The organism is Streptomyces sp. NBC_00690 (assembly GCF_036226685.1).
Lineage (GTDB): Bacteria > Actinomycetota > Actinomycetes > Streptomycetales > Streptomycetaceae > Streptomyces.
The window spans coordinates 7,268,226-7,285,249 of sequence record NZ_CP109009.1 but is presented as its reverse complement, the minus strand read 5'-3'; the positions used below and the strand labels follow the sequence as shown (position 1 = coordinate 7,285,249).

Sequence of the window (17,024 nt, the reverse complement as noted above, 5' to 3'; positions counted from 1 at the left end):
ACATGGTTGAGCACGTCGTTGTCATCGGTGCCGGTGTCTACGGGGCGGCGGTGAGCGCCGAACTCGCACGCCGGGGCGCCCGCGTCACGGTGGTCGACGGGGGCGCACCGGCGGGTGGCACATCGGGGGCGACCTTCTCGTGGACCAACTCCTGCGGCAAGCAGCCGCGGGCGTACCACGATCTCAGCGTCGCCTCGATGGAGGCGCACGCGAAGCTGGCGCACGATGTGCCCGGGAGCGACTGGTACCACGAGGGCGGGAATCTGGAGTGGGGCGGCAGCGACGACGAGTGCGAGCGGTTGCGCCGCAAGGTCGCCATGGTGTCGAGCTACGGATACGAGGCACGGTGGCTCACCCGGGCGGACGCACTGCGCCTTGAGCCCGATATGAATCCCGCCCAACTGCCGGCCGACGAGATCGCCTACTTCCCGGCAGAGGGCTGGATAGAACCGACCCGCTTGATCGCCCATCTGTTCTCCACCGCGGGCGTGGAGCGGATCTGGCACGACGCGGTCACGGGAGTCGATGTGTCCGGCGGCCGGGTGACCTCGGTCCTCCTCGCGTCGGGGCAGCGACTGACCGCGGACGCCGTGGTCAACTGCGCCGGCCCGCAGGCCGACCACATCGCGGACCTCGCCGGCCTGGACCTGCCCATGCGCAACACACGCGGGGTCCTCGTCTACACCTCGCCGGCCGCGGTCTCCACGTCCCGTGTCGTGCACGCCCCGCAGGTCCACCTCAGGCCGGACGGCGCCGGACGGCTGCTCCTGCACACGCACGACATCGACGGTGCGGCGCAGGTCCTGGACACCGGCGAGATCAGTGTGGAGCAGACCGCAGTCGACCGCTTGATGGCGGCAGGCCGCGCGCTGTACCCGGGACTAGGCGCGGCGAGCGTGGAGAGCATCCGGGTGGGCGAGCGGCCCATCCCCGGCGACGGTCTGCCGGTACTGGGCCGGGCACCCGACCTGCCCAACTTCCATTTCGCCGTCTCCCACAGCGGGGCGACGCTCAGTCTGTACGCCGGTGCTCTCGTCGCCGCCGAAGTCCTGGGCGAGGACCGCACCGGGGAGCTGGCCCCCTTCCGCTTCGAGCGATTCTGAGGAGACGTTGTGCATACGACTGTCTTGCACGGTTGCGATCTCGTCGACGGCACCGGCAGCGACCTCCGGCGCGGGGTGGACATCGTGGTCGAGGAAGGTGTGATCCACGAGATCCTGCCCACCAGGCCCGCGGAGACCTACGGCGCCGTGGATGAGATCGTTGAAACCGCGGGCGCTCTCGCCCTTCCGGGGCTGATCAACAACCACACTCATGGCACCGCGTACGGCCCGCTCTTCCCCAGCGGCCACGAAGGGCTCCCGCCCGGGCAGGTGCTCGCCAACCTCGACCGACATCTGTTGGAGGGCACGACCACCGTGCTGTGCGTCGACGGTTTCGTCACCGCCGAAGCGGTCGCGAGGACCGACGAGGACCACCCGGTCACCGTCAGACTGGCCTCCTGCAACACCCCGGCCTGCCTACGGGCGGCGACCATCGCCGACGGTGGTGGCCTCACCGATGAGCACCGCGCCTACACTGCGCGCCGGGCGGTCGGTGAGGGCGCGGTTGCCCTCGGCGAGATCGGTGCCGGTCACACCCTGGGCGGCGGTGGGGCGAGCTATATGTACATCCCGGCCGAGGTGGCGCGGCGCACCGGGGTGACGATCACGCCCCGGCAGGCGGACGCGTTGAAGATCTCCGTGTTGGGCCGGCACATCTCGGCCTCGTCGTTCGACCGTGACACGGTCGAAGAGGCGTTGGTGGCCGCGGGGCTGGCCGGCAAGCTGTCGGTTGAGGAGATCCGCGGCATCGTCTCGGACATCGTCCTGCCCGCCTTCGACATCGCCCTGAAGGGACTCGGCGAGGCCGCGGAGTACGCCCAACAGGTCGGCGTGCCGGTACTGGTGCACAACGCAGCCGCGTCGATGACTCAGGTCGCCGCGATCGCCAGGACCGGAGTGCGGCTCGTCGCCGGGCACTCCAACCATTCGAGCTTCGACCCGCGCGAGGCACTGGAGCACGCCGAACGGCTCAAAGAGCTGGGCGCGACCGTGGACGTCTCCACTCTCGACACCTTCGGCGCACGGCGGCTGACCACCGGTCCCGAACTGCTCTACGCCATGTTCGCGGCGGGGCTCGTCGACACGATCTCGACCGACTACGCGGGCGGTCACCACGACCCGATCCTGCTCGCGATCGACCGTGCCACCAAGGCCGGTGTGGTCCGCCTGCCCGCGGCGGTCGCCATGGCCACCGCCAATGTCGCCGACGCCATCCCGGGTGTGGCACCCCGGCGTGGACGCATCACTCCGGGTGCGATCGCCGATCTCGTGCTGACCGACCCGGCGGAGCTGCCGCAGGTTCGCACTGTCATCATCGGCGGTGAGATCGTTGTCCACGACGGCCGGCGTGTCACCGCCTGACCGAAGCGGCTGGAAGGGACGGACGGTGAAGCGAACAACCATCGGCGATGTCGCATCGGCGGCAGGAGTATCGGTGGCGACGGTCTCGCGGGTACTCAACGGCGGCGCCGTCAAGGAGGCGACCGCGACCAGGGTGTGGGATGCGGTCACCCGGCTTGAGTACTCGCCGAACGCCCTCACCAAGAGCATTTTCGCCGGGCGTTCCAGCACCGTCGGCGTGGTCATGGGGGATCTGAGCAGCCCGTTCTACCTCGATCTGATCCGCGGCATCGACGAGGTGGCCGCCGCCAACGGCAGCCTGGTCATGTTCGCCAACACGTTCCTGCGTCCTGATCGCGAGCTCGCACAGATCCAGGCCATGGACGAGCAGCGAGTGCGCGGCCTCATCGTCACGGCCAGTGAATCCACCGATGACAGGACGCGCAGGATGGCCCTGGGAGGAACCCCCTGCGTCGTCGTCGCGCGGTCGGTGCCGGATCCGCCTCCCGGTCTGCACTCGGTCAGCCTCGACAACGTGGCTGCCGGTCAGATGATGGCCGAGCATCTGATCTCGTGCGGACGCCGCTCGGTCGGGGTGGTGACATCCGGAACCCGGCCTTCACAGCTCGGACGGACCGAGGGGCTACGGCAAGGGCTCGCCGAGGCGGGGCTGCCGCTGCCCGACGACGCCGTCGCGGCGGTCTCGGTCAACGCGGAATCCGGCGAGGCAGTGGACGCGCTGTTGTCCCGCCGGCCCCCGCTGGACGCGATCGTCTGCCTCACGGGCCTTCGTACGGTCGCCGTTCACTCGGCACTGACCGCCCGGGGGCTCGTGATCCCGGACGACATCGGATTCTTGACGATGGACGACTTCTCCTGGGCACCGGCCCTCGGGATCACGGTGGTTGCACAACCCTCGTACCGGATGGGGCAGAGCGCGGCCGATCTGATCGTCGAGAATCCCACCCACCCGGTACAGCTCCGATTCGAACCACAACTCATCGCCCGCACGTCCTGCGGCGAGAGCGGGTGAACGGCAACGGGATCCCCCAACGGGGACCGTCGCCGCCGGGAGCCACCCGGGCCGGACTCCGGTAGCCGAGCCTGCCCGGATCTTTGCGGGACTCCTTGAGCTGCTCGCGTCAAGGAGTCCCCTCGCTCCCCCAGAGCCGACCCGGCTCCGTGGGAGCACCCCCGACGTCCACTCCTAGCGATCATCACCCCGTGGGCTGATCGTTTCCCGGACAGCGGGAGTGCCGGCTGCTCTGGACGAGGCCGAGGGGGAGCTGTGCCTTCCGACCTACCGTCGCCCTGTGAAGCTCGCGGTGATGTTGTGACGCGACGGGCCTGCTGGGAGGGGTGCAGGAGTGGACTGTCATTTCGGGGGTATCCGGGGTGCGTCACGTCAATGCTGGTGAACAAATGGGCGGATGTATGGACCTGCTTGCTCAGGACGAGGGGCACGAGTTGCTCGTGGACCGTCCGATAACTGTCTCGGCCGTGTTCGAGGACAGTGGGGAGATCGGTGGGGCTCGCGACCTGGTCCGCGAGTTCCTCACTTCGGTCCAAGCCGTGCACGGGCTGCCGGTGTCGAGACGGGCGATGGACACGGTGAAGCTCGCGGTCAGCGAGCTGGTGACCAATGCGCGCAAGTTCGCGCCCGGGCCGTGTCTGCTGACACTGCAGATCAAGGACGGCGCAGTCCAGGTGAGCGTCTGGGACAGCAGTACGACGCTGCCGCTGCTCCTGCCCGCAGACCCGACACGGGTCGGTCAGCACGGCCTGGAGATCGTGGTGGCGGTCAGCCAGAGCTTCGCGATTCACCGGGAGCCGGTGGGCAAGCGGATCGCGATCTCCATCGTTCTCGCCGACGACCCGGGCGGAGATGCCGCCGGCCGCCAGGCCATGTGAGCGCAGACCGGTGGATTCCTGAAACTGGCTGACGGTCCTGGCGCTCCAGGCGAGGTGGCGTTGCCCCAGGTCATGAGCCTGCCCGCGTGCGCCCCCAGCCGGGTCCTTCGGGTTCGACATCGACCTCCCAAAGGACATCGGGACTCCGGCCCTGCCCGAGCGGTACTGCTGCACCAGCGCTGCCCACAACGATGGCGGACGGGCGGCGGCGCCAGCCCATCCCCGGCGCCTGACGCGCCGGGGACCGCGAGCTGCATTCCTTGGCCGCCCCCATACCGGAGCTCCCGTCGAGGAGGCGGCGGCCCTCAGCGCTTCCAGACGGTCGCACGCCAGGTCGTCGCGTTGCCGGCGCCGTCGGTGCCGACGGCGAATCCGGCGATCACTCCGGCGTCATTGATCGCGAACGCCGCGGCGTAGGGGCCGAGAGGTGTCGACGGCAGCGGAACGACCGTGCCGTTGGGCTTCCACAACAGGGCCTTGTCCAATGCGGGGTTACCAGCGGGCGGCCACGCGTATCCAACGGCCGCCCCCCGGTTGTTGATCGCCAGCACCTCCCCGGCCGCTTCCGCCGGATTGGCGAGCACGGTCCGGGTGCCGTTCGCATTCCAGCGGGCCGTGTCACCGTTCGGGTTGTCCTCCAACGAAGCCCCCACGGCGGTACCCGCCCGGTTGACGTCGTACCCCCGCCCACGCCCGGCGTCGCGGACGGTGCCGTTGGCCGCCCACACCAGGACCCGGTCGTACTCCGTGCTCCCGGCAAGCCGCCCATGACCGAAGACCACGCCGTTGTCGGTGATCTGGCTCGTCCGGGCCCCGGCGAACCCCGCGGGGAGGGGCAGCGCGCTCACGACACCCGCCGCGTTCCAGCGCACCGGGTGCGCGGGGCCACCGGTGCCGTCGCGCTTCTCGGTCCACCCGACCGCCGTGCCCGCATTGTTGATCGACGTGGCGGTGCCGCTGTTGTCGCCGGGCAGCACGGGCAGGTCGATCCTGCTGCCGTCAGACTGCCAGCGCAGGGGGTGGGAGCGGTTGCTCTCCTCGGACGCGTAGCCGACGACGACACCGGAGTTGTTGACGGCCGACGCGTTACCGCCTTGAGTCCCAGCGGGAAGCGTCAACCGCGTCGGAGTGGCGCCCGGTGTCCAGCGGACGGGGTTGGTGTTGGGCAGGCTGTTGTAGGACGTGCCGACCGCCCATCCACGGTCGCTGAGCGCGATCGCGCGGCTGAACCGCTCCCCGGGCAGTGGCGCTAGTCGGGTGTAGCCGGGGCTGTTGGCGTTCCACCGGATCCCGAGTGGCCCGTCGGAGCCCTCCACGTAGTACTCGCCGACGACCGTGCCGCTGCTGTTCAGCCCCTTGACGAAACTGTGGAGCCCTCCCGGCGGGATCGGGAGCAGCCGTGAGTTCAGCTCCGGTCCGGAGCGTTCGGCCACTGCCACGGGCGCCGAACCCAGGAGGAGCAGGGCGGTTGCCGCTGCCGTGGCGGCAAGGGTTACAGGCCGGGCAACGCGCAAGGGGGCCATCCGGAGACTCCTGATCTCTTTAAGGACATTGACGTGCACGTGCAGGGGCATTTCGTCTGTTCCAGGCCCACGGGGAACCCGCGCTGCGGCTCAAGTTTTCCGCCTCTGATGGCCCATTGGCAGCCTGATCTTGGAAACGGCTGGATTCGTACACCCGTTCACCTTTCTCGTGTAACCCACTGTCCGACCCCTCCGCCCCACCCCCAGACGGTCCTGGGCTCCAAGTGAAGGCGCCCCAACAGCACTTCCGGTCCCCGGGTGAGGATCGCGGCCGACGGCAGACGAGCTCCCTCCCCCGCCTGTGCACGGCAGGAGACCGCGGCGGCTTCCGGCCATCGCCCGGCACCAAGCCCGGCCGGACGGGGTCCTCATCGCTCGACTACAGGGCAGCGCAGGCCAATTGCCTGAGACCGGGCAGCCCAGGTGGCTACACCGCTTGACGGAAGCTGCGCCTTCTGGAACGCGAGCTCTTCGGCGGCCAAGCGGGTTGAGATAGCGCCCTTGGTGAGGAAGGGTCTGTGGTCATGGAGTACTTCTGCTACCACCGAGACCGGCTGAACTCCCTGGCGCTACGCGAGGAATTGCTGGAGGAGCACTGGTCCTACATGGACCGGTACGCAAAGGATCTGATCGCTCGCGGTCCGACCTTCGCCGATGATGATGAAACGCCCACGGGAAGCGTGCACATCGTCGATCTGCCCGATCCCGCGGCTGCCCGTGCGTTCGCCTTCGACGAACCCAACTACCAGGCCGGTGTGTACCGGGACGTGCTACTGCGCCGGTGGCGCAATGTGCTGGGGCGCACCATGTGGGATTTTCCCGGTGGCCAAAGCGGTGGCAATCGGTACCTGGTGCTGGGCCTCGGCGAGGGCCTGGCCGCAGACCTCGCCCTGCCGACCGAACAGGACGAGCTGATCGCGTACGGGCCGCTGCTGTCCGACGACGGCGACACCTGGCTGGGTACGGCGGTGCTGCTCAGCGCCCCAGATCCGGATACGGCACGCGCCACCCTGACTGCGGACCGGTACGCGGACATTGAGGTCCACGCCTGGGAGTTCGGCGGGCGTCGATGAGTCACGCAGGCACCGGGCTCACGGTCGTCGAGGACGTCCGCCCGGGCAATCTTTTGCCGCCGGAGGCCGGCTGGCGGATCGCGCGAGGGATCGCGGCGCCGGACGGTGCGGTCGGGAAAGCGCTCGACACCACGTGGTGGCGCCGCCTTGCAGATGCTGACGGCGAGTTCCTGGTGGCAGTCCTCGGACATCGGATCGGCGGCAACGACTCCTCGTGGACCACGCGCTACACCGGGGGCGGTGTGCCGGGGCTGACCGGCGACCCCTGGTTCGTGGCGCTCTCCCTCGACGGGTAGGTGCTCCTGGCGGAAGAGCCCAGCACGGACGGGCCTCGGGTGACGGCCCGCGTCCTCGCCGGGCTGCTGCACGACCGCGACACGGCATGCGCGGCGGTCACCAATCCGGCGATCCCGGTCCCCGTCCTGCATCGCATCCTGGCCACCGCCGGGGCAGCCGTGGCGGCCCGGAGCTGATCACCACCAGCCCACCGGGCAACCATGGCGGTCCGACCCAGAGCTCCGGCGGACCCCTTCCCCGGCGAATGGCGTTGGCCCACAGCAGAGCTCTCGCCCGGCCTGGAAGCGCGGGATGGTGCCATCGCGCAGATGCGTTCCGGTATCCGCGCGCCGCTCTGACCGGGAAGGCCGACAGCCGCCCCGGCCACCTTCGGGTTGGTGGATTGCACCATTCGACCCGGTCTTCGCCGTGTGACCTGCGCTTCAACTGCGGCCCAGACATACGATCCGGCCGCGCGGTCTGTCATGATGACGCCGAAAGGCGACGGCGGATCGAGGAAACCGGTGTGAATCCGGTGCGGTCCCGCCACTGTGATCGGCGAGCGAACCCCAAACAGACCACTGCCCCTACGCGGGTGGGAAGGCTGGGGCGAGCCTTGACCCGAGAGCCAGGAGACTCACGCGGTCGCCTCCTCGACAGAGCTGGGGCGGATCTCCCCAGAGGGGAGGGTGAGTCGGGATGCCCGAAGGGCAACGTTCCGGGGCTCCGGTGCCGTGCCGGGTCGTCGTGTGCCGGGACTGCTGCTGCGGCAGCGCGAAAGTGACCGGTATCGATCACGCAGCGCAGGTCGCCGCGCTGAGCCGGGACCTACCGGTACGGATCTCCGAGTGTCTGGACGTCTGCGACCAGGCGAATGTGGTCGTCGTCCAGCCCTCGGCTGCGGGACGCGCCGCCGGTGCCCGACCTGTCTGGCTCGGCCTCGTCAACGACCCCGCCGCAACCGACGACATCGTCGACTGGGTACGCGCGGGCGGCCCCGGAGAGGCCCCGCTGCCGGAGATCCTCGGCCTGTACGCCTTCACCCCGCCACGGCGGGTCCGTGACGCGTCGTCCGGCGACCCTCGCTGAACCCTTCCAACCGACCGCGGCGCACGGGCGTCCGCGGTGAGAGGACCGACCACATCATGGCGAAACGCTCCCTGTCCCTGCTGGCCGCTGCCGCTTTCCTGGTGGCGGGCTGTGGTGGTGGCACATCGACCGACCGGGACGATCCCGCCGCCTCGGGATCCTCGCCTGAGGGCTTCCCCGTCACCGTGACCAACTGCGGGGTGAAGACGACGTACGAGCGTCCGCCGCGGCGCGCGGTGACGCTGAACCAGCACGCCACCGAAGTGCTGCTCGCGCTCGGTCTGGAGAAGTCGATGGCGGGCACCGCCTATCTCGACGACAAGATCCTCCCCGAGTACCAGGACGCCTACGGGGGGATCAAAGTGCTCTCGAAGGAGTACCCGTCCTTCGAGGTGCTGCTCAACGCCGAACCGGACTTCGCCTACGCCGGGTTCGCGAGCACCTTCGACGAGAAGGAGGGCCGCAGCCGGGCCGCTCTCGCCAAAGCGGGCATCGACTCCTATCTGAATGTGGAGGAGTGCCCGACGGGACCGGTGACGATGGCGATGATCGGCGAGGAACTACGCGGCATCGGGAAGATATTCGGGGTTCCGGAGCGTGCGGAACGCGAGGTGAAGAAGGCCGAGGCGGCGCTCGGTGCGGTCGACAAGAAACTCGGCGGCGTCGATGCGCTCAAGGTGTTCGTGTACGACAGCGGGGACAAGACGGCGTTCACCGCGGGCGGCGCGGGCGTCGGCAACGAGATGATCAAAGAGGCGGGCGGGACGAACATCTTCGCCGATCTGGACAAGCAGTTCGGTGATGTCTCGTTCGAGCAGGTCGCCGAACGGGCCCCCGAGGTCGTCGTGATCTATGACTACGGGGACCAACCCCTCGCGGCCAAGAAGAAGTTCCTGTTGTCGCACCCGGCGCTCCAGGACGTGCCCGCCATCAAGAACAAGCGGTTCGCGGTGCTCCCGTTGTCCTCGACCGTGCTCGGGGTGCGAGTACCGGCGGGTGTGGAGTCGTTGGCCCGTCAGCTGCACCCGGACCGTTTCCGGTGACGGGCGCGCCCCGGGCCTTGGGTGACGTTGTCTCGGACACCGCCACCAAGGCTCCCGGGCCGACCGCCGCGGTAGGCGGCCGGGGCCGACCGCCGTACGGGCTGGTGCTGGCCGTGCTGGCGGTGCTGGTGCTCCTCGCCGCGACCGCGGGGATCGCCGTCGGGTCCATCAGCGTCCCAACCGGGCAGGTCTGGTCGATCGTCCTGCACCAGGTGCATCCTGGGCTCGCCGAGGTCACCTGGACCCCGGTCCGCGAGACGATCGTGCTGGATGTGCGGCTGCCCCGGGTCCTGCTGGCCGGGGTGGTCGGCGCGGGTCTCGCCGTCTCCGGCATGGCTCTCCAGGCGCTGGTCCGCAATCCGTTGGCCGATCCGATGCTGCTCGGGGTGTCCTCGGGTGCGTCGGTCGGCGCGGTGTCGGTACTGGTCTTCAACATCACCGTGTTCGGGCTCGTGACCCTGCCGGTTGCGGCGTTCGCCGGGGCGCTCGCGGCGCTGGTCGCGGTGTACTTCCTGGCCAGGTCGGGTGGTCGGATGACCACGATCCGGCTGGTGCTGGCGGGGGTCGCCACGGCGGAGGTGCTCTCCGCGCTGGCGAGTTTCCTGATCGTGACCTCCAATGACCCGCACAAGTCCCAGTCGGCTCTGCGGTGGATGCTCGGCGGACTTGCGGGCACCACCTGGTCGATGGTGTGGCTACCGGCCGTGGTGGTCCTCGCCGGTACGGCAGTGTTGCTCGGGGTGACCCGTCCGCTGAACCTGCTGCTGGCCGGTGAGGAGGCGGCGACCGCGCTCGGGCTGGATGTGCACCGGTTCCGTGCCGCCCTGTTCACCCTGGTGGCTCTGATGATCGGCACCATCGTGGCGGTCAGCGGGCAGATCGGTTTCGTCGGGCTGATCATGCCGCACGTGGTGCGGCTGCTGGTGGGCGCCGACCACCGCCGTGCGTTGCCCGCAGCGGCGCTGTTGGGCGCGGCGTTCCTCATCATGGCGGATCTGGCCGCCCGGACCCTGATGAGTCCGGAGGAGATACCCGTCGGCATCCTCACCGCGCTCGTCGGCGGACCGTTCTTCCTCTGGCTGATGCGACGGAGGACCTCATGACGGCACCGCTGACGGACGGCCAGGGCCCGGGGCCCGGCCTGCTCGACCTCCAGGAGGTCTCGGTGGTCATGGGCGGCCGGGCACTGGTGGACGGAGTCTCGCTGTGCGTGGCACCTGGGGAGGTGGTCGGGCTCGCGGGTCCCAACGGTGCGGGCAAGTCGACCCTGTTGCGCACGGTGTACCGGACACTGCGTCCCACCTCGGGCCGGATCCTCCTGGACGGCGACGATGTGTGGGCGCTGCCCGGCAAGCGGTTGGCGCGGCGACTCGCCGCCGTCCTCCAGGAGAGCGCCGGGGACTTCGAGCTGTCCGTGTACGACGTGGTCGCGATGGGCCGGACTCCGCACAAGCGGGCATTCGCGGGTGATGACGCCGACGACCGGGCGATCGTCGCGGACGCGCTGGAACGCCTCGATGTGGCACCGCTGGCTCCGGTGCCGTTCGACCGGCTCTCCGGAGGGGAGAAGCAACGGGTGTTGATCGCCCGCGCCCTCGCCCAGCACACCGGGACGATGGTGCTGGACGAACCAACGAACCATCTGGATCTGCGCCATCAGCTGGATGTACTGCGGCTGCTGCGCGAACTGGGCGTCACGGCCCTCGTCGCCCTGCACGACCTGAACCTCGCCGCTGCGTTCTGCGACCGTGTCTGTGTTATGGAGGCCGGCCGGGTGGTCGCTCTCGGCTCCCCCGCGGAGGTGCTGACGACCGGGCTGCTCGCGGATGTGTACCGGGTCGACGCCGAGGTCACCGCGCACCCTCGTACCGGGACCCCGCACATCACCCTGCTGACGGGTGCGGAACAGTTCCCGGACCGGATATGACGGGCCCCCGCAACCATCAGGTGCGACAGACGATCCCGCGCGCCGCCCCGGCCACGGAGGTCAGGGCCGCGCTGCGCGACATCGCGGGGCTCGGCGGCTTCTTCGCGGTACGGCTGGGTGGCCCGGACGTCGGCTGGCACCCCGTCACCGAATCGTATGCTCGCGGGTTCCCGGACCTGGTCGCCGCGACGGCGGCCCGGCACCGCAGCCCCGAGCTGCGGCTCGGCGCGTCGATCGCTCAGCTCGGGCACGCGGCCCGGCTCTGGTCCCCGGTGTTGGCGTGCACGGTCCTGCACGGGATAGTCCCCGATCTATCGGGGCTCCAGCGCGCCGACGAGGGCCCGGCCCTACGGCTGCCGGACGCCACCGGACAGTACGCGGAGCGGGTCCCCCGACTGGCGGACGAGTTGTACGGGGCCGTGATGACCGGTCAGTTGGATGTGCTGCGGGCCGGGCTGCGGGTGAAAGTGGCGCCTCGGCTCCTCGACGGCAACTCGGCGTCCGCCCTGGTCGAGGCGGGCCGCGCGATCCTCGTCGCTCGCCCCGGTGCACGGGAACGGCTCACTGTCCTGATCGACGAGCTGCTGCGCACTCGACGTCTCGCCGGGACCGGCCGGATCACCGGCCCTGAGCTGACGTTCCGGCGCCGCAGTTGCTGTCTCTACTACCGGGCCCCTGCGGGCGCCAAGTGCGGAGACTGCGGGCTCCTCGACCGCACAGCCCACGGCACCCAGCACACCGACGACTGACCGTCCACAGCGGCGGGCAAGCCTGGAGCGGGGGTACGGTTGTTGGGACAGCCCTCCGTTGCCGGGTAAGGCCCCTGCCGGGTACGGCCCCGAGCGCCGGAAGGCAAGGGGTGGGCCGGGTTCAGAACGCGGCGACCGCCGCCTCGGCAACCGTACGGTCCTCCTCGATCGTGCCGCCGCTGACACCGATCGCTCCCACTACCTGGCCTTCGTGGACCAGAGGGATGCCGCCGGCGAAGATGACCACCCGCCCTTGATGCGTATTGGCCACGCCGTGGAGCGGCCCCGCGGGCTGTCCGTCGCGGCCCAGGGCTTCGGTGGTTCTACGGTAGGCGCAGCTGGTGAAAGCCTTGTCGATGGCGTGCGTGATGCTCCCCAGCTGGGAACCGTCCATCCGGATGTGCGCTACCAGGTGTGCTCCGGCATCGACGACCGCAATGTTGCACGGCACACCGATTTCCGTGGCCCTGGCCTCGCCCGCCGTCAGGATGCGGCGCGCGTCCTCAAGCGTCACTGAAGCGAACTGGATCACACGGCCAGCCTGCTGCTCGTCGTCGTCGCCCTGGCACGGCCACGCCGTCGACCGGGGCAGAAGTACCCGAGTGCCGCACAGCCGCGGAACAGACAGGTCAATCTGAGGATGCTGACGCAGTAGTCGGGTCGGACGAAGACATGAGTTCCTCCGTGGGCCGCCGCTACCGCGCCGGACGCGTCAACCTCGCTGGTTGCTGATTCACCCTGAGCAACGGAACCACCAGAGGTGCAACGAGGGCTTTCGGTCATGGCGGAGGTGGGCGAGGGGGAGCTAGGAGTCATGTGTGGTGGAAGTGGTGTGCCAACCGCGATATGAGTGACGTGGGGCGGGAGTTGGCCCGGGGTGGGGCCCGCAAACCTGCCGCACGGAGTTGGCCGACCTCATGTGCGCATCCCTTTACGCATTCGCACAAATGCGTTGCGCTACTGGCGTTTCGGCTCCGCCACAGCGCCCGAAGGCTCGGCGATCGGCGGTGCGCTCCAGAAGCATCGACTCAAGGGGAAGCAACATGGCGACACCTCCCGCTGCTCCACTCCGCGTTGCCCTGGCCAACGGCAGCTTCGAAGCGCCCGTCGTCACCGGTGTGGAGATTCTGCCGGACGCCTCACAGACACAGACGGCCAAGTGGGTCCCGGGCTGGCGCACTACCGCCACCGACCACATGATCGAGCTGTGGCGGTCTGGTTTCAACGGTGTGCCGGCGGCCGAGGGCGCCCAGTTCGCCGAGCTCAACGCGAGGGAGGTCTCCACGCTCTACCAGGACCTGCCGACCACGCCCGGCACAAAGTTGTACTGGCGGCTGTACCACCGGGGTCGCCAAGGGGCGGACACCATGGCGCTGGACATCGGCGCCCCGGGCTCCACCGCGGAACAGAGGCGTTTCACCGACGGCAACACCGCCTGGGGTCACTACACCGGCACCTACACCGTCCCGGCAGACCAGACGCTGACGCGCTTCGCCTTCCGCTCCATCTCCGCCGCCGGCGGCAATCCCGGCATCGGCAATTTCCTGGACGGCATCTTCTTCGGCACCGCTCCGTACGTGGTACTCACCAAGACGGCCATTCCGGCGGGGCCGCTGGAGGTGGGTGACGTCGTCACCTATCGCGTCACCACGAAGAACGAGGGCGGCGGCGCGGCCGAGAACCTCGTCCTGACCGACGTCATCCCGCAAGGTACGACCTACCTGCCCGGTTCCCTGCGGATCATCGACGGCCCGAATGCCGGGGCGAAGACTGACACCCCAGGGGACGACCAGGCGTCGTACGACGCCGCAGCGAACAAGGTCGTCTTCCATCTCGGCAACGGCGCATCCGGCGTGGAGGGGGGCAGCCTCCCCAACACCGAGACCCTGCCGGCGGGAACCACGGTGGAGTACCGGGTCACCATCGATCTGATCAGCGGCGGCAAGCAGATCAGCAACACCGCGACCGCCTCCTACGAGAACCGGCTCGGCGACCAGCCAGAGCCGTTGACGTCCACATCCAACGAGCAAGTCACGCAGGTCAAACCGGCCGCCGACCTGGCCGTGACGAAGGCGGCCGACGCAACCACTGTCACCGTCGGCCAGACGGTGACCTACCGCATCACCGTCCACAACTCCGGCCCGAACCAGGCCACCGGCGTGTCCGTCACCGACCAGCTCCCCGACGGGCTGACCTTCCTGTCCGCCGACGGCACGCCCGGAAGCTACGACCCGGCCACCGGGCAGTGGACCGTGGGCGACCTGGCCGACGATGCCTTCGCCACCCTCGTGCTCCGGGCCAAGGCCACCAAGGCAGGCCGGATCGGCAACACCGCAACCGTCACCGGCAACGAAAAGGATCCCGACACCACCAACAACACCGACGCCGTCACCATTTGCGTCGAACCCGCCCCCTCCTGCTGCGACCCCTGCTCCCCCAAGAAGTAGCCCGACCAACGCCGCACGGGCTTCCTCACAACAACCGCCCCCGGAGCAACCCCTGTCGGGGACACGGCCGGGGGCGGGACACAGCCAGAAGGCGATGACCGGACACCCTGCGGCGGGATCTTCCGTACTCCCCGCTGCTCGACACGGCGGTACGACTGCTGCGCCTGCTCGACGCGCCCCACGACCGGACCGTACTGGCCCCTCGCCGCAGGGCCCCACCCTGACGACCGCCTCTTCGGCGACAGGATGAGCATCAGCTGACCCGAATACCGACCGCCAGCGTCAGTTCGAGGACCCGGTGTGGCGATGCGAGATCCGGAAAGAGCTCCCGCAGCTGCGACATCCGGTACCGGACCGTCTGGGGATGAACGAACAACGCCGCCGCCGTCTCGTCCCGTCTGCCCTGGTGCAGCAGCCACGCCCGCAACGTCTCCTCCAGCCGCCGTGCCGTCGCGACGGGCAAGGTCCCCAACGGTGCGAGCGCTCGGGCACGCAGGTCTGCGAACGCGTCCACGTCGGCGCTCAGCACCAGCTCGGGCAGGTGGTCCTCTGTGTCGCGAATATCAGAGGAGAGGGAGCGTGCGCGTACGGCTCGTGTGTACGAGGCGGACGCGCGCGTCCATGGCCGGGCCGGGCCGACCACGGCGGTGCGGTCGGTCAGCTGCCTCAGGAGATGTGATCGGTCGGCATCGGGGACGAGCAGCACACCGGTGGCGTCCTGCAGATCGTCGAGGACGAGGGTGCTCGGGTCGAGCGCGCGGTAGGCGGGCCGGGCCTGGGCGGCGGGCAGCAGGACCGCGGTCAGCGAATCCGGAGGCTGCCACCCTGCCCGTTGAGCAGAGGCCAGCAGCACTTCCGGGCTCGCGCTGGCGAGGAGGTCGCGGGCCAGGTGTTCCAGGTGGCGCTCGTGGGCCCGGCCCCGTGCGGCCAGTTCGTCGGCGTGGCCCGCGGCGCTCGCGGCTGAGAGCTCGTCGATGTAGGCGAAGGTCAGCTCGGCGAACTTGGCGACCTCGGCGGCGGGCAGACCTGCGGGTACGGCTCCCGCTGCCAGGCATCGCCAGGCCACGCGGGCGCCGACACGGTAGGCGCTGAGCAGGGCGTCCATCGAACGCCCGGCGCGCACCTCGCCGCGGCCCAGCTCATAGGCGGCGTCACCGGCGTCACCGCTCGTGGCGTTCCCGCTCGCCAGGTCCAGGTAGTGCCCCAGGGCGGTGCGGACGGCTCGGCGGATGGTGGCGCCCATGCGGCCCGAGAGGGCGTTGGCGTAGGGAGGGACCTCGTCGATGATCGCTTCGACGACCTCGTCGGCGGTGCTCTTCAGCGCGGCCCGAAGTGCAGTGACCGTCGTCTTGTCCAAGGCCAGCTCGGTGGCCCTCTGGTTTGCATGCCCCATTTTTTGTTCCCTGCGAACAGCTAAGCCGATTAGATTCACGTCCTACGGGTAGGACTTTACGCCCTGAGGCGCATCAAGCTGGGGTCATGACGAGTACAGCCCTCCGTAGTAGGGCGTGGAAACTGCTGGAGATGGTCACGACGCCGCTGCTGCCGTCGGACTACCTCGACCTGGTCAGTCCACTGCGTGCGGGGGCTGACCTGCGTGGGCGCATCGAGGCCGTGCATCCTGAGACGGGTGACGCCGTGACCATCGTGATTCGGCCGGGACGGGGCTGGCGCGGCCACCTGGCCGGTCAGTATGTGCGGATCGGGGTCGACGTCGACGGGGTGCGCCTGTGGCGTGCTTACTCCATCACCTCGCCGACAAACCGTCAGGACGGCCGCGTCACGATCACCGTGAAGGCGATCCCGGACGGCAAGGTCAGCAACCACCTGGTCCGCAGGACAAAACCGGACACGCTGATCCAGCTCGACCAGGCGACCGGTGACTTCGTGCTGCCGGATGCCAAGCCCGCCAAGGTGCTCTTCCTGACGGCTGGCAGCGGGATCACGCCTGTGATGGGCATGCTGCGCGACGCCGAGTTCGACGACGTCGTCATGGTCCACTCCGCGCCGCAGCCGCAAGACGTGATCTTCCGCAACGATCTGCACGACCTGGTGGCGGAGAAGAAGCTGCGTCTCACCGAGGTGCACACCGACACCGACGGCATGCTCGATATCGCCCGGCTCGGCGAACTCGTGCCCGACTGGGCCGAGCGCGAGACCTGGGCCTGCGGGCCCGCGGGCCTGCTCGACGCCGCCGAAGAGCACTGGACCGAGCACGGCGTACGAGAGCGCCTGCACACCGAGCGCTTCCGCCCCAGCATCGTCGTCGCCGGCGATGGCGGCGAGGTCACGTTCAGCACCACCGGCAAGACCGTCGACGCGGACGGCGCCACGCCGCTGCTGGACGTCGGCGAGGAGGCTGGCGTGCTGATGCCCTCCGGGTGCCGCATGGGCATCTGCTTCGGCTGCGTCACACCGCTGAAGGCAGGCGCCGTCCGCGACCTGCGCACCGGCGAACTCACCGAGGCCGAACCGGGCGTCCTCATCCAGACCTGTGTGTCCGCCGCGGCGGGCCCCTGCGACATCGAACGGTAGGAGCACC

The 17,024-nt window shown here is 69.5% G+C and carries 17 protein-coding genes and 1 riboswitch; of the genes, 14 read left to right on the top strand and 3 right to left on the bottom strand.

Features of this window, described 5'->3' with window-relative positions; genetic code table 11:
• Positions 1-2: 2 nt before the first annotated feature.
• The 4 genes from OID54_RS31755 (at position 3) to OID54_RS31740 (ending at position 4,355) form a co-directional block, all read left to right on the top strand.
• Complete coding sequence (locus OID54_RS31755; protein ID WP_329025162.1) at positions 3-1,103, top strand: NAD(P)/FAD-dependent oxidoreductase; 1,101 nt, start codon at positions 3-5, stop codon at positions 1,101-1,103.
• A gap of 9 nt (positions 1,104-1,112) precedes the next feature.
• Complete coding sequence (locus tag OID54_RS31750) at positions 1,113-2,465, top strand: amidohydrolase family protein (protein ID WP_329025161.1); 1,353 nt, start codon at positions 1,113-1,115, stop codon at positions 2,463-2,465.
• A gap of 25 nt (positions 2,466-2,490) precedes the next feature.
• The gene (locus tag OID54_RS31745; protein ID WP_329025159.1) at positions 2,491-3,477 is read left to right on the top strand and encodes a LacI family DNA-binding transcriptional regulator; all 987 of its coding nucleotides are present in this window, start codon (positions 2,491-2,493) and stop codon (positions 3,475-3,477) included.
• A 401-nt stretch (positions 3,478-3,878) separates the two neighbouring features.
• Positions 3,879-4,355 (top strand): ATP-binding protein, encoded by a 477-nt coding sequence (locus tag OID54_RS31740; protein ID WP_329025157.1) that lies wholly within the window; start codon positions 3,879-3,881, stop codon positions 4,353-4,355.
• A 305-nt stretch (positions 4,356-4,660) separates the two neighbouring features.
• On the opposite strand, the gene OID54_RS31735 is transcribed toward OID54_RS31740, so the two are convergent.
• Positions 4,661-5,878: a hypothetical protein gene (locus tag OID54_RS31735; RefSeq protein WP_329025155.1), complete on the bottom strand. Its 1,218-nt coding sequence runs from the start codon at positions 5,876-5,878 to the stop codon at positions 4,661-4,663.
• A gap of 524 nt (positions 5,879-6,402) precedes the next feature.
• Here OID54_RS31735 and OID54_RS31730 point away from each other — a divergent pair.
• The 8 genes from OID54_RS31730 (at position 6,403) to OID54_RS31695 (ending at position 12,035) form a co-directional block, all read left to right on the top strand.
• Positions 6,403-6,951, top strand: a complete 549-nt coding sequence (locus tag OID54_RS31730) for a YciI family protein (RefSeq protein WP_329027912.1) — start codon at positions 6,403-6,405, stop codon at positions 6,949-6,951.
• Positions 6,948-7,247 (top strand): hypothetical protein, encoded by a 300-nt coding sequence (locus OID54_RS31725; RefSeq protein ID WP_329025153.1) that lies wholly within the window; start codon positions 6,948-6,950, stop codon positions 7,245-7,247. The genes OID54_RS31730 and OID54_RS31725 overlap by 4 nt, the downstream gene beginning before the upstream one ends.
• Positions 7,248-7,286: 39 nt before the next feature.
• Entirely contained in the window at positions 7,287-7,424 is a 138-nt protein-coding gene (locus OID54_RS31720) for a hypothetical protein (protein WP_329025151.1), read from the top strand.
• 259 nt (positions 7,425-7,683) lie between these two features.
• A riboswitch (cobalamin riboswitch) is annotated at positions 7,684-7,886 on the top strand.
• Between the two features lie 40 nt (positions 7,887-7,926).
• Positions 7,927-8,316, top strand: a complete 390-nt coding sequence (locus OID54_RS31715) for a hypothetical protein (RefSeq protein WP_329025149.1) — start codon at positions 7,927-7,929, stop codon at positions 8,314-8,316.
• 56 nt (positions 8,317-8,372) lie between these two features.
• The gene (locus OID54_RS31710; RefSeq protein WP_329025147.1) at positions 8,373-9,359 is read left to right on the top strand and encodes an ABC transporter substrate-binding protein; all 987 of its coding nucleotides are present in this window, start codon (positions 8,373-8,375) and stop codon (positions 9,357-9,359) included.
• Positions 9,360-9,376: 17 nt separating this feature from the next.
• Positions 9,377-10,462 carry a FecCD family ABC transporter permease gene (locus tag OID54_RS31705; protein ID WP_443055805.1) on the top strand — a complete coding sequence of 362 codons (1,086 nt, stop codon included), beginning with the start codon at positions 9,377-9,379 and terminating at the stop codon, positions 10,460-10,462.
• Positions 10,459-11,286 (top strand): ABC transporter ATP-binding protein, encoded by an 828-nt coding sequence (locus OID54_RS31700; RefSeq protein WP_329025146.1) that lies wholly within the window; start codon positions 10,459-10,461, stop codon positions 11,284-11,286. The genes OID54_RS31705 and OID54_RS31700 overlap by 4 nt, the downstream gene beginning before the upstream one ends.
• Positions 11,283-12,035, top strand: a complete 753-nt coding sequence (locus OID54_RS31695) for a (2Fe-2S)-binding protein (RefSeq protein ID WP_329025144.1) — start codon at positions 11,283-11,285, stop codon at positions 12,033-12,035. The genes OID54_RS31700 and OID54_RS31695 overlap by 4 nt, the downstream gene beginning before the upstream one ends.
• A 121-nt stretch (positions 12,036-12,156) precedes the next feature.
• On the opposite strand, the gene OID54_RS31690 is transcribed toward OID54_RS31695, so the two are convergent.
• Positions 12,157-12,567 (bottom strand): GlcG/HbpS family heme-binding protein, encoded by a 411-nt coding sequence (locus tag OID54_RS31690; protein ID WP_329025142.1) that lies wholly within the window; start codon positions 12,565-12,567, stop codon positions 12,157-12,159.
• A 511-nt stretch (positions 12,568-13,078) separates the two neighbouring features.
• On the opposite strand from OID54_RS31690, the gene OID54_RS31685 reads away from it, so the two are divergent.
• On the top strand, positions 13,079-14,482 hold the full coding sequence (locus tag OID54_RS31685; RefSeq protein WP_329025140.1) for a DUF7507 domain-containing protein: 1,404 nt from the start codon (positions 13,079-13,081) through the stop codon (positions 14,480-14,482).
• A gap of 253 nt (positions 14,483-14,735) precedes the next feature.
• Here OID54_RS31685 and OID54_RS31680 read toward each other — a convergent pair whose 3' ends face one another.
• The gene (locus tag OID54_RS31680) at positions 14,736-15,875 is read right to left on the bottom strand and encodes a PucR family transcriptional regulator (protein ID WP_329025139.1); all 1,140 of its coding nucleotides are present in this window, start codon (positions 15,873-15,875) and stop codon (positions 14,736-14,738) included.
• A gap of 86 nt (positions 15,876-15,961) precedes the next feature.
• Here OID54_RS31680 and OID54_RS31675 point away from each other — a divergent pair, with 86 nt between their 5' ends.
• Positions 15,962-17,017 carry a ferredoxin reductase gene (locus OID54_RS31675; RefSeq protein WP_329025138.1) on the top strand — a complete coding sequence of 352 codons (1,056 nt, stop codon included), beginning with the start codon at positions 15,962-15,964 and terminating at the stop codon, positions 17,015-17,017.
• The last annotated feature ends 7 nt before the right edge of the window (positions 17,018-17,024 follow it).

What these genes read in the sequence shown, in the direction of transcription:
- OID54_RS31715 (WP_329025149.1), top strand. Translation starts at nt 7,927, where the DNA reads ATGCCCGAAGGGCAACGTTCCGGGGCTCCGGTGCCGTGCCGGGTCGTC.
- OID54_RS31730 (WP_329027912.1), top strand. Translation starts at nt 6,403, where the DNA reads ATGGAGTACTTCTGCTACCACCGAGACCGGCTGAACTCCCTGGCGCTA.
- OID54_RS31685 (WP_329025140.1), top strand. Translation starts at nt 13,079, where the DNA reads ATGGCGACACCTCCCGCTGCTCCACTCCGCGTTGCCCTGGCCAACGGC.
- OID54_RS31740 (WP_329025157.1), top strand. Translation starts at nt 3,879, where the DNA reads ATGGACCTGCTTGCTCAGGACGAGGGGCACGAGTTGCTCGTGGACCGT.
- OID54_RS31700 (WP_329025146.1), top strand. Translation starts at nt 10,459, where the DNA reads ATGACGGCACCGCTGACGGACGGCCAGGGCCCGGGGCCCGGCCTGCTC.
- OID54_RS31710 (WP_329025147.1), top strand. Translation starts at nt 8,373, where the DNA reads ATGGCGAAACGCTCCCTGTCCCTGCTGGCCGCTGCCGCTTTCCTGGTG.
- OID54_RS31725 (WP_329025153.1), top strand. Translation starts at nt 6,948, where the DNA reads ATGAGTCACGCAGGCACCGGGCTCACGGTCGTCGAGGACGTCCGCCCG.
- OID54_RS31675 (WP_329025138.1), top strand. Translation starts at nt 15,962, where the DNA reads ATGACGAGTACAGCCCTCCGTAGTAGGGCGTGGAAACTGCTGGAGATG.
- OID54_RS31680 (WP_329025139.1), bottom strand. Translation starts at nt 15,875, where the DNA reads ATGGGGCATGCAAACCAGAGGGCCACCGAGCTGGCCTTGGACAAGACG.
- OID54_RS31695 (WP_329025144.1), top strand. Translation starts at nt 11,283, where the DNA reads ATGACGGGCCCCCGCAACCATCAGGTGCGACAGACGATCCCGCGCGCC.
- OID54_RS31755 (WP_329025162.1), top strand. Translation starts at nt 3, where the DNA reads ATGGTTGAGCACGTCGTTGTCATCGGTGCCGGTGTCTACGGGGCGGCG.
- OID54_RS31735 (WP_329025155.1), bottom strand. Translation starts at nt 5,878, where the DNA reads ATGGCCCCCTTGCGCGTTGCCCGGCCTGTAACCCTTGCCGCCACGGCA.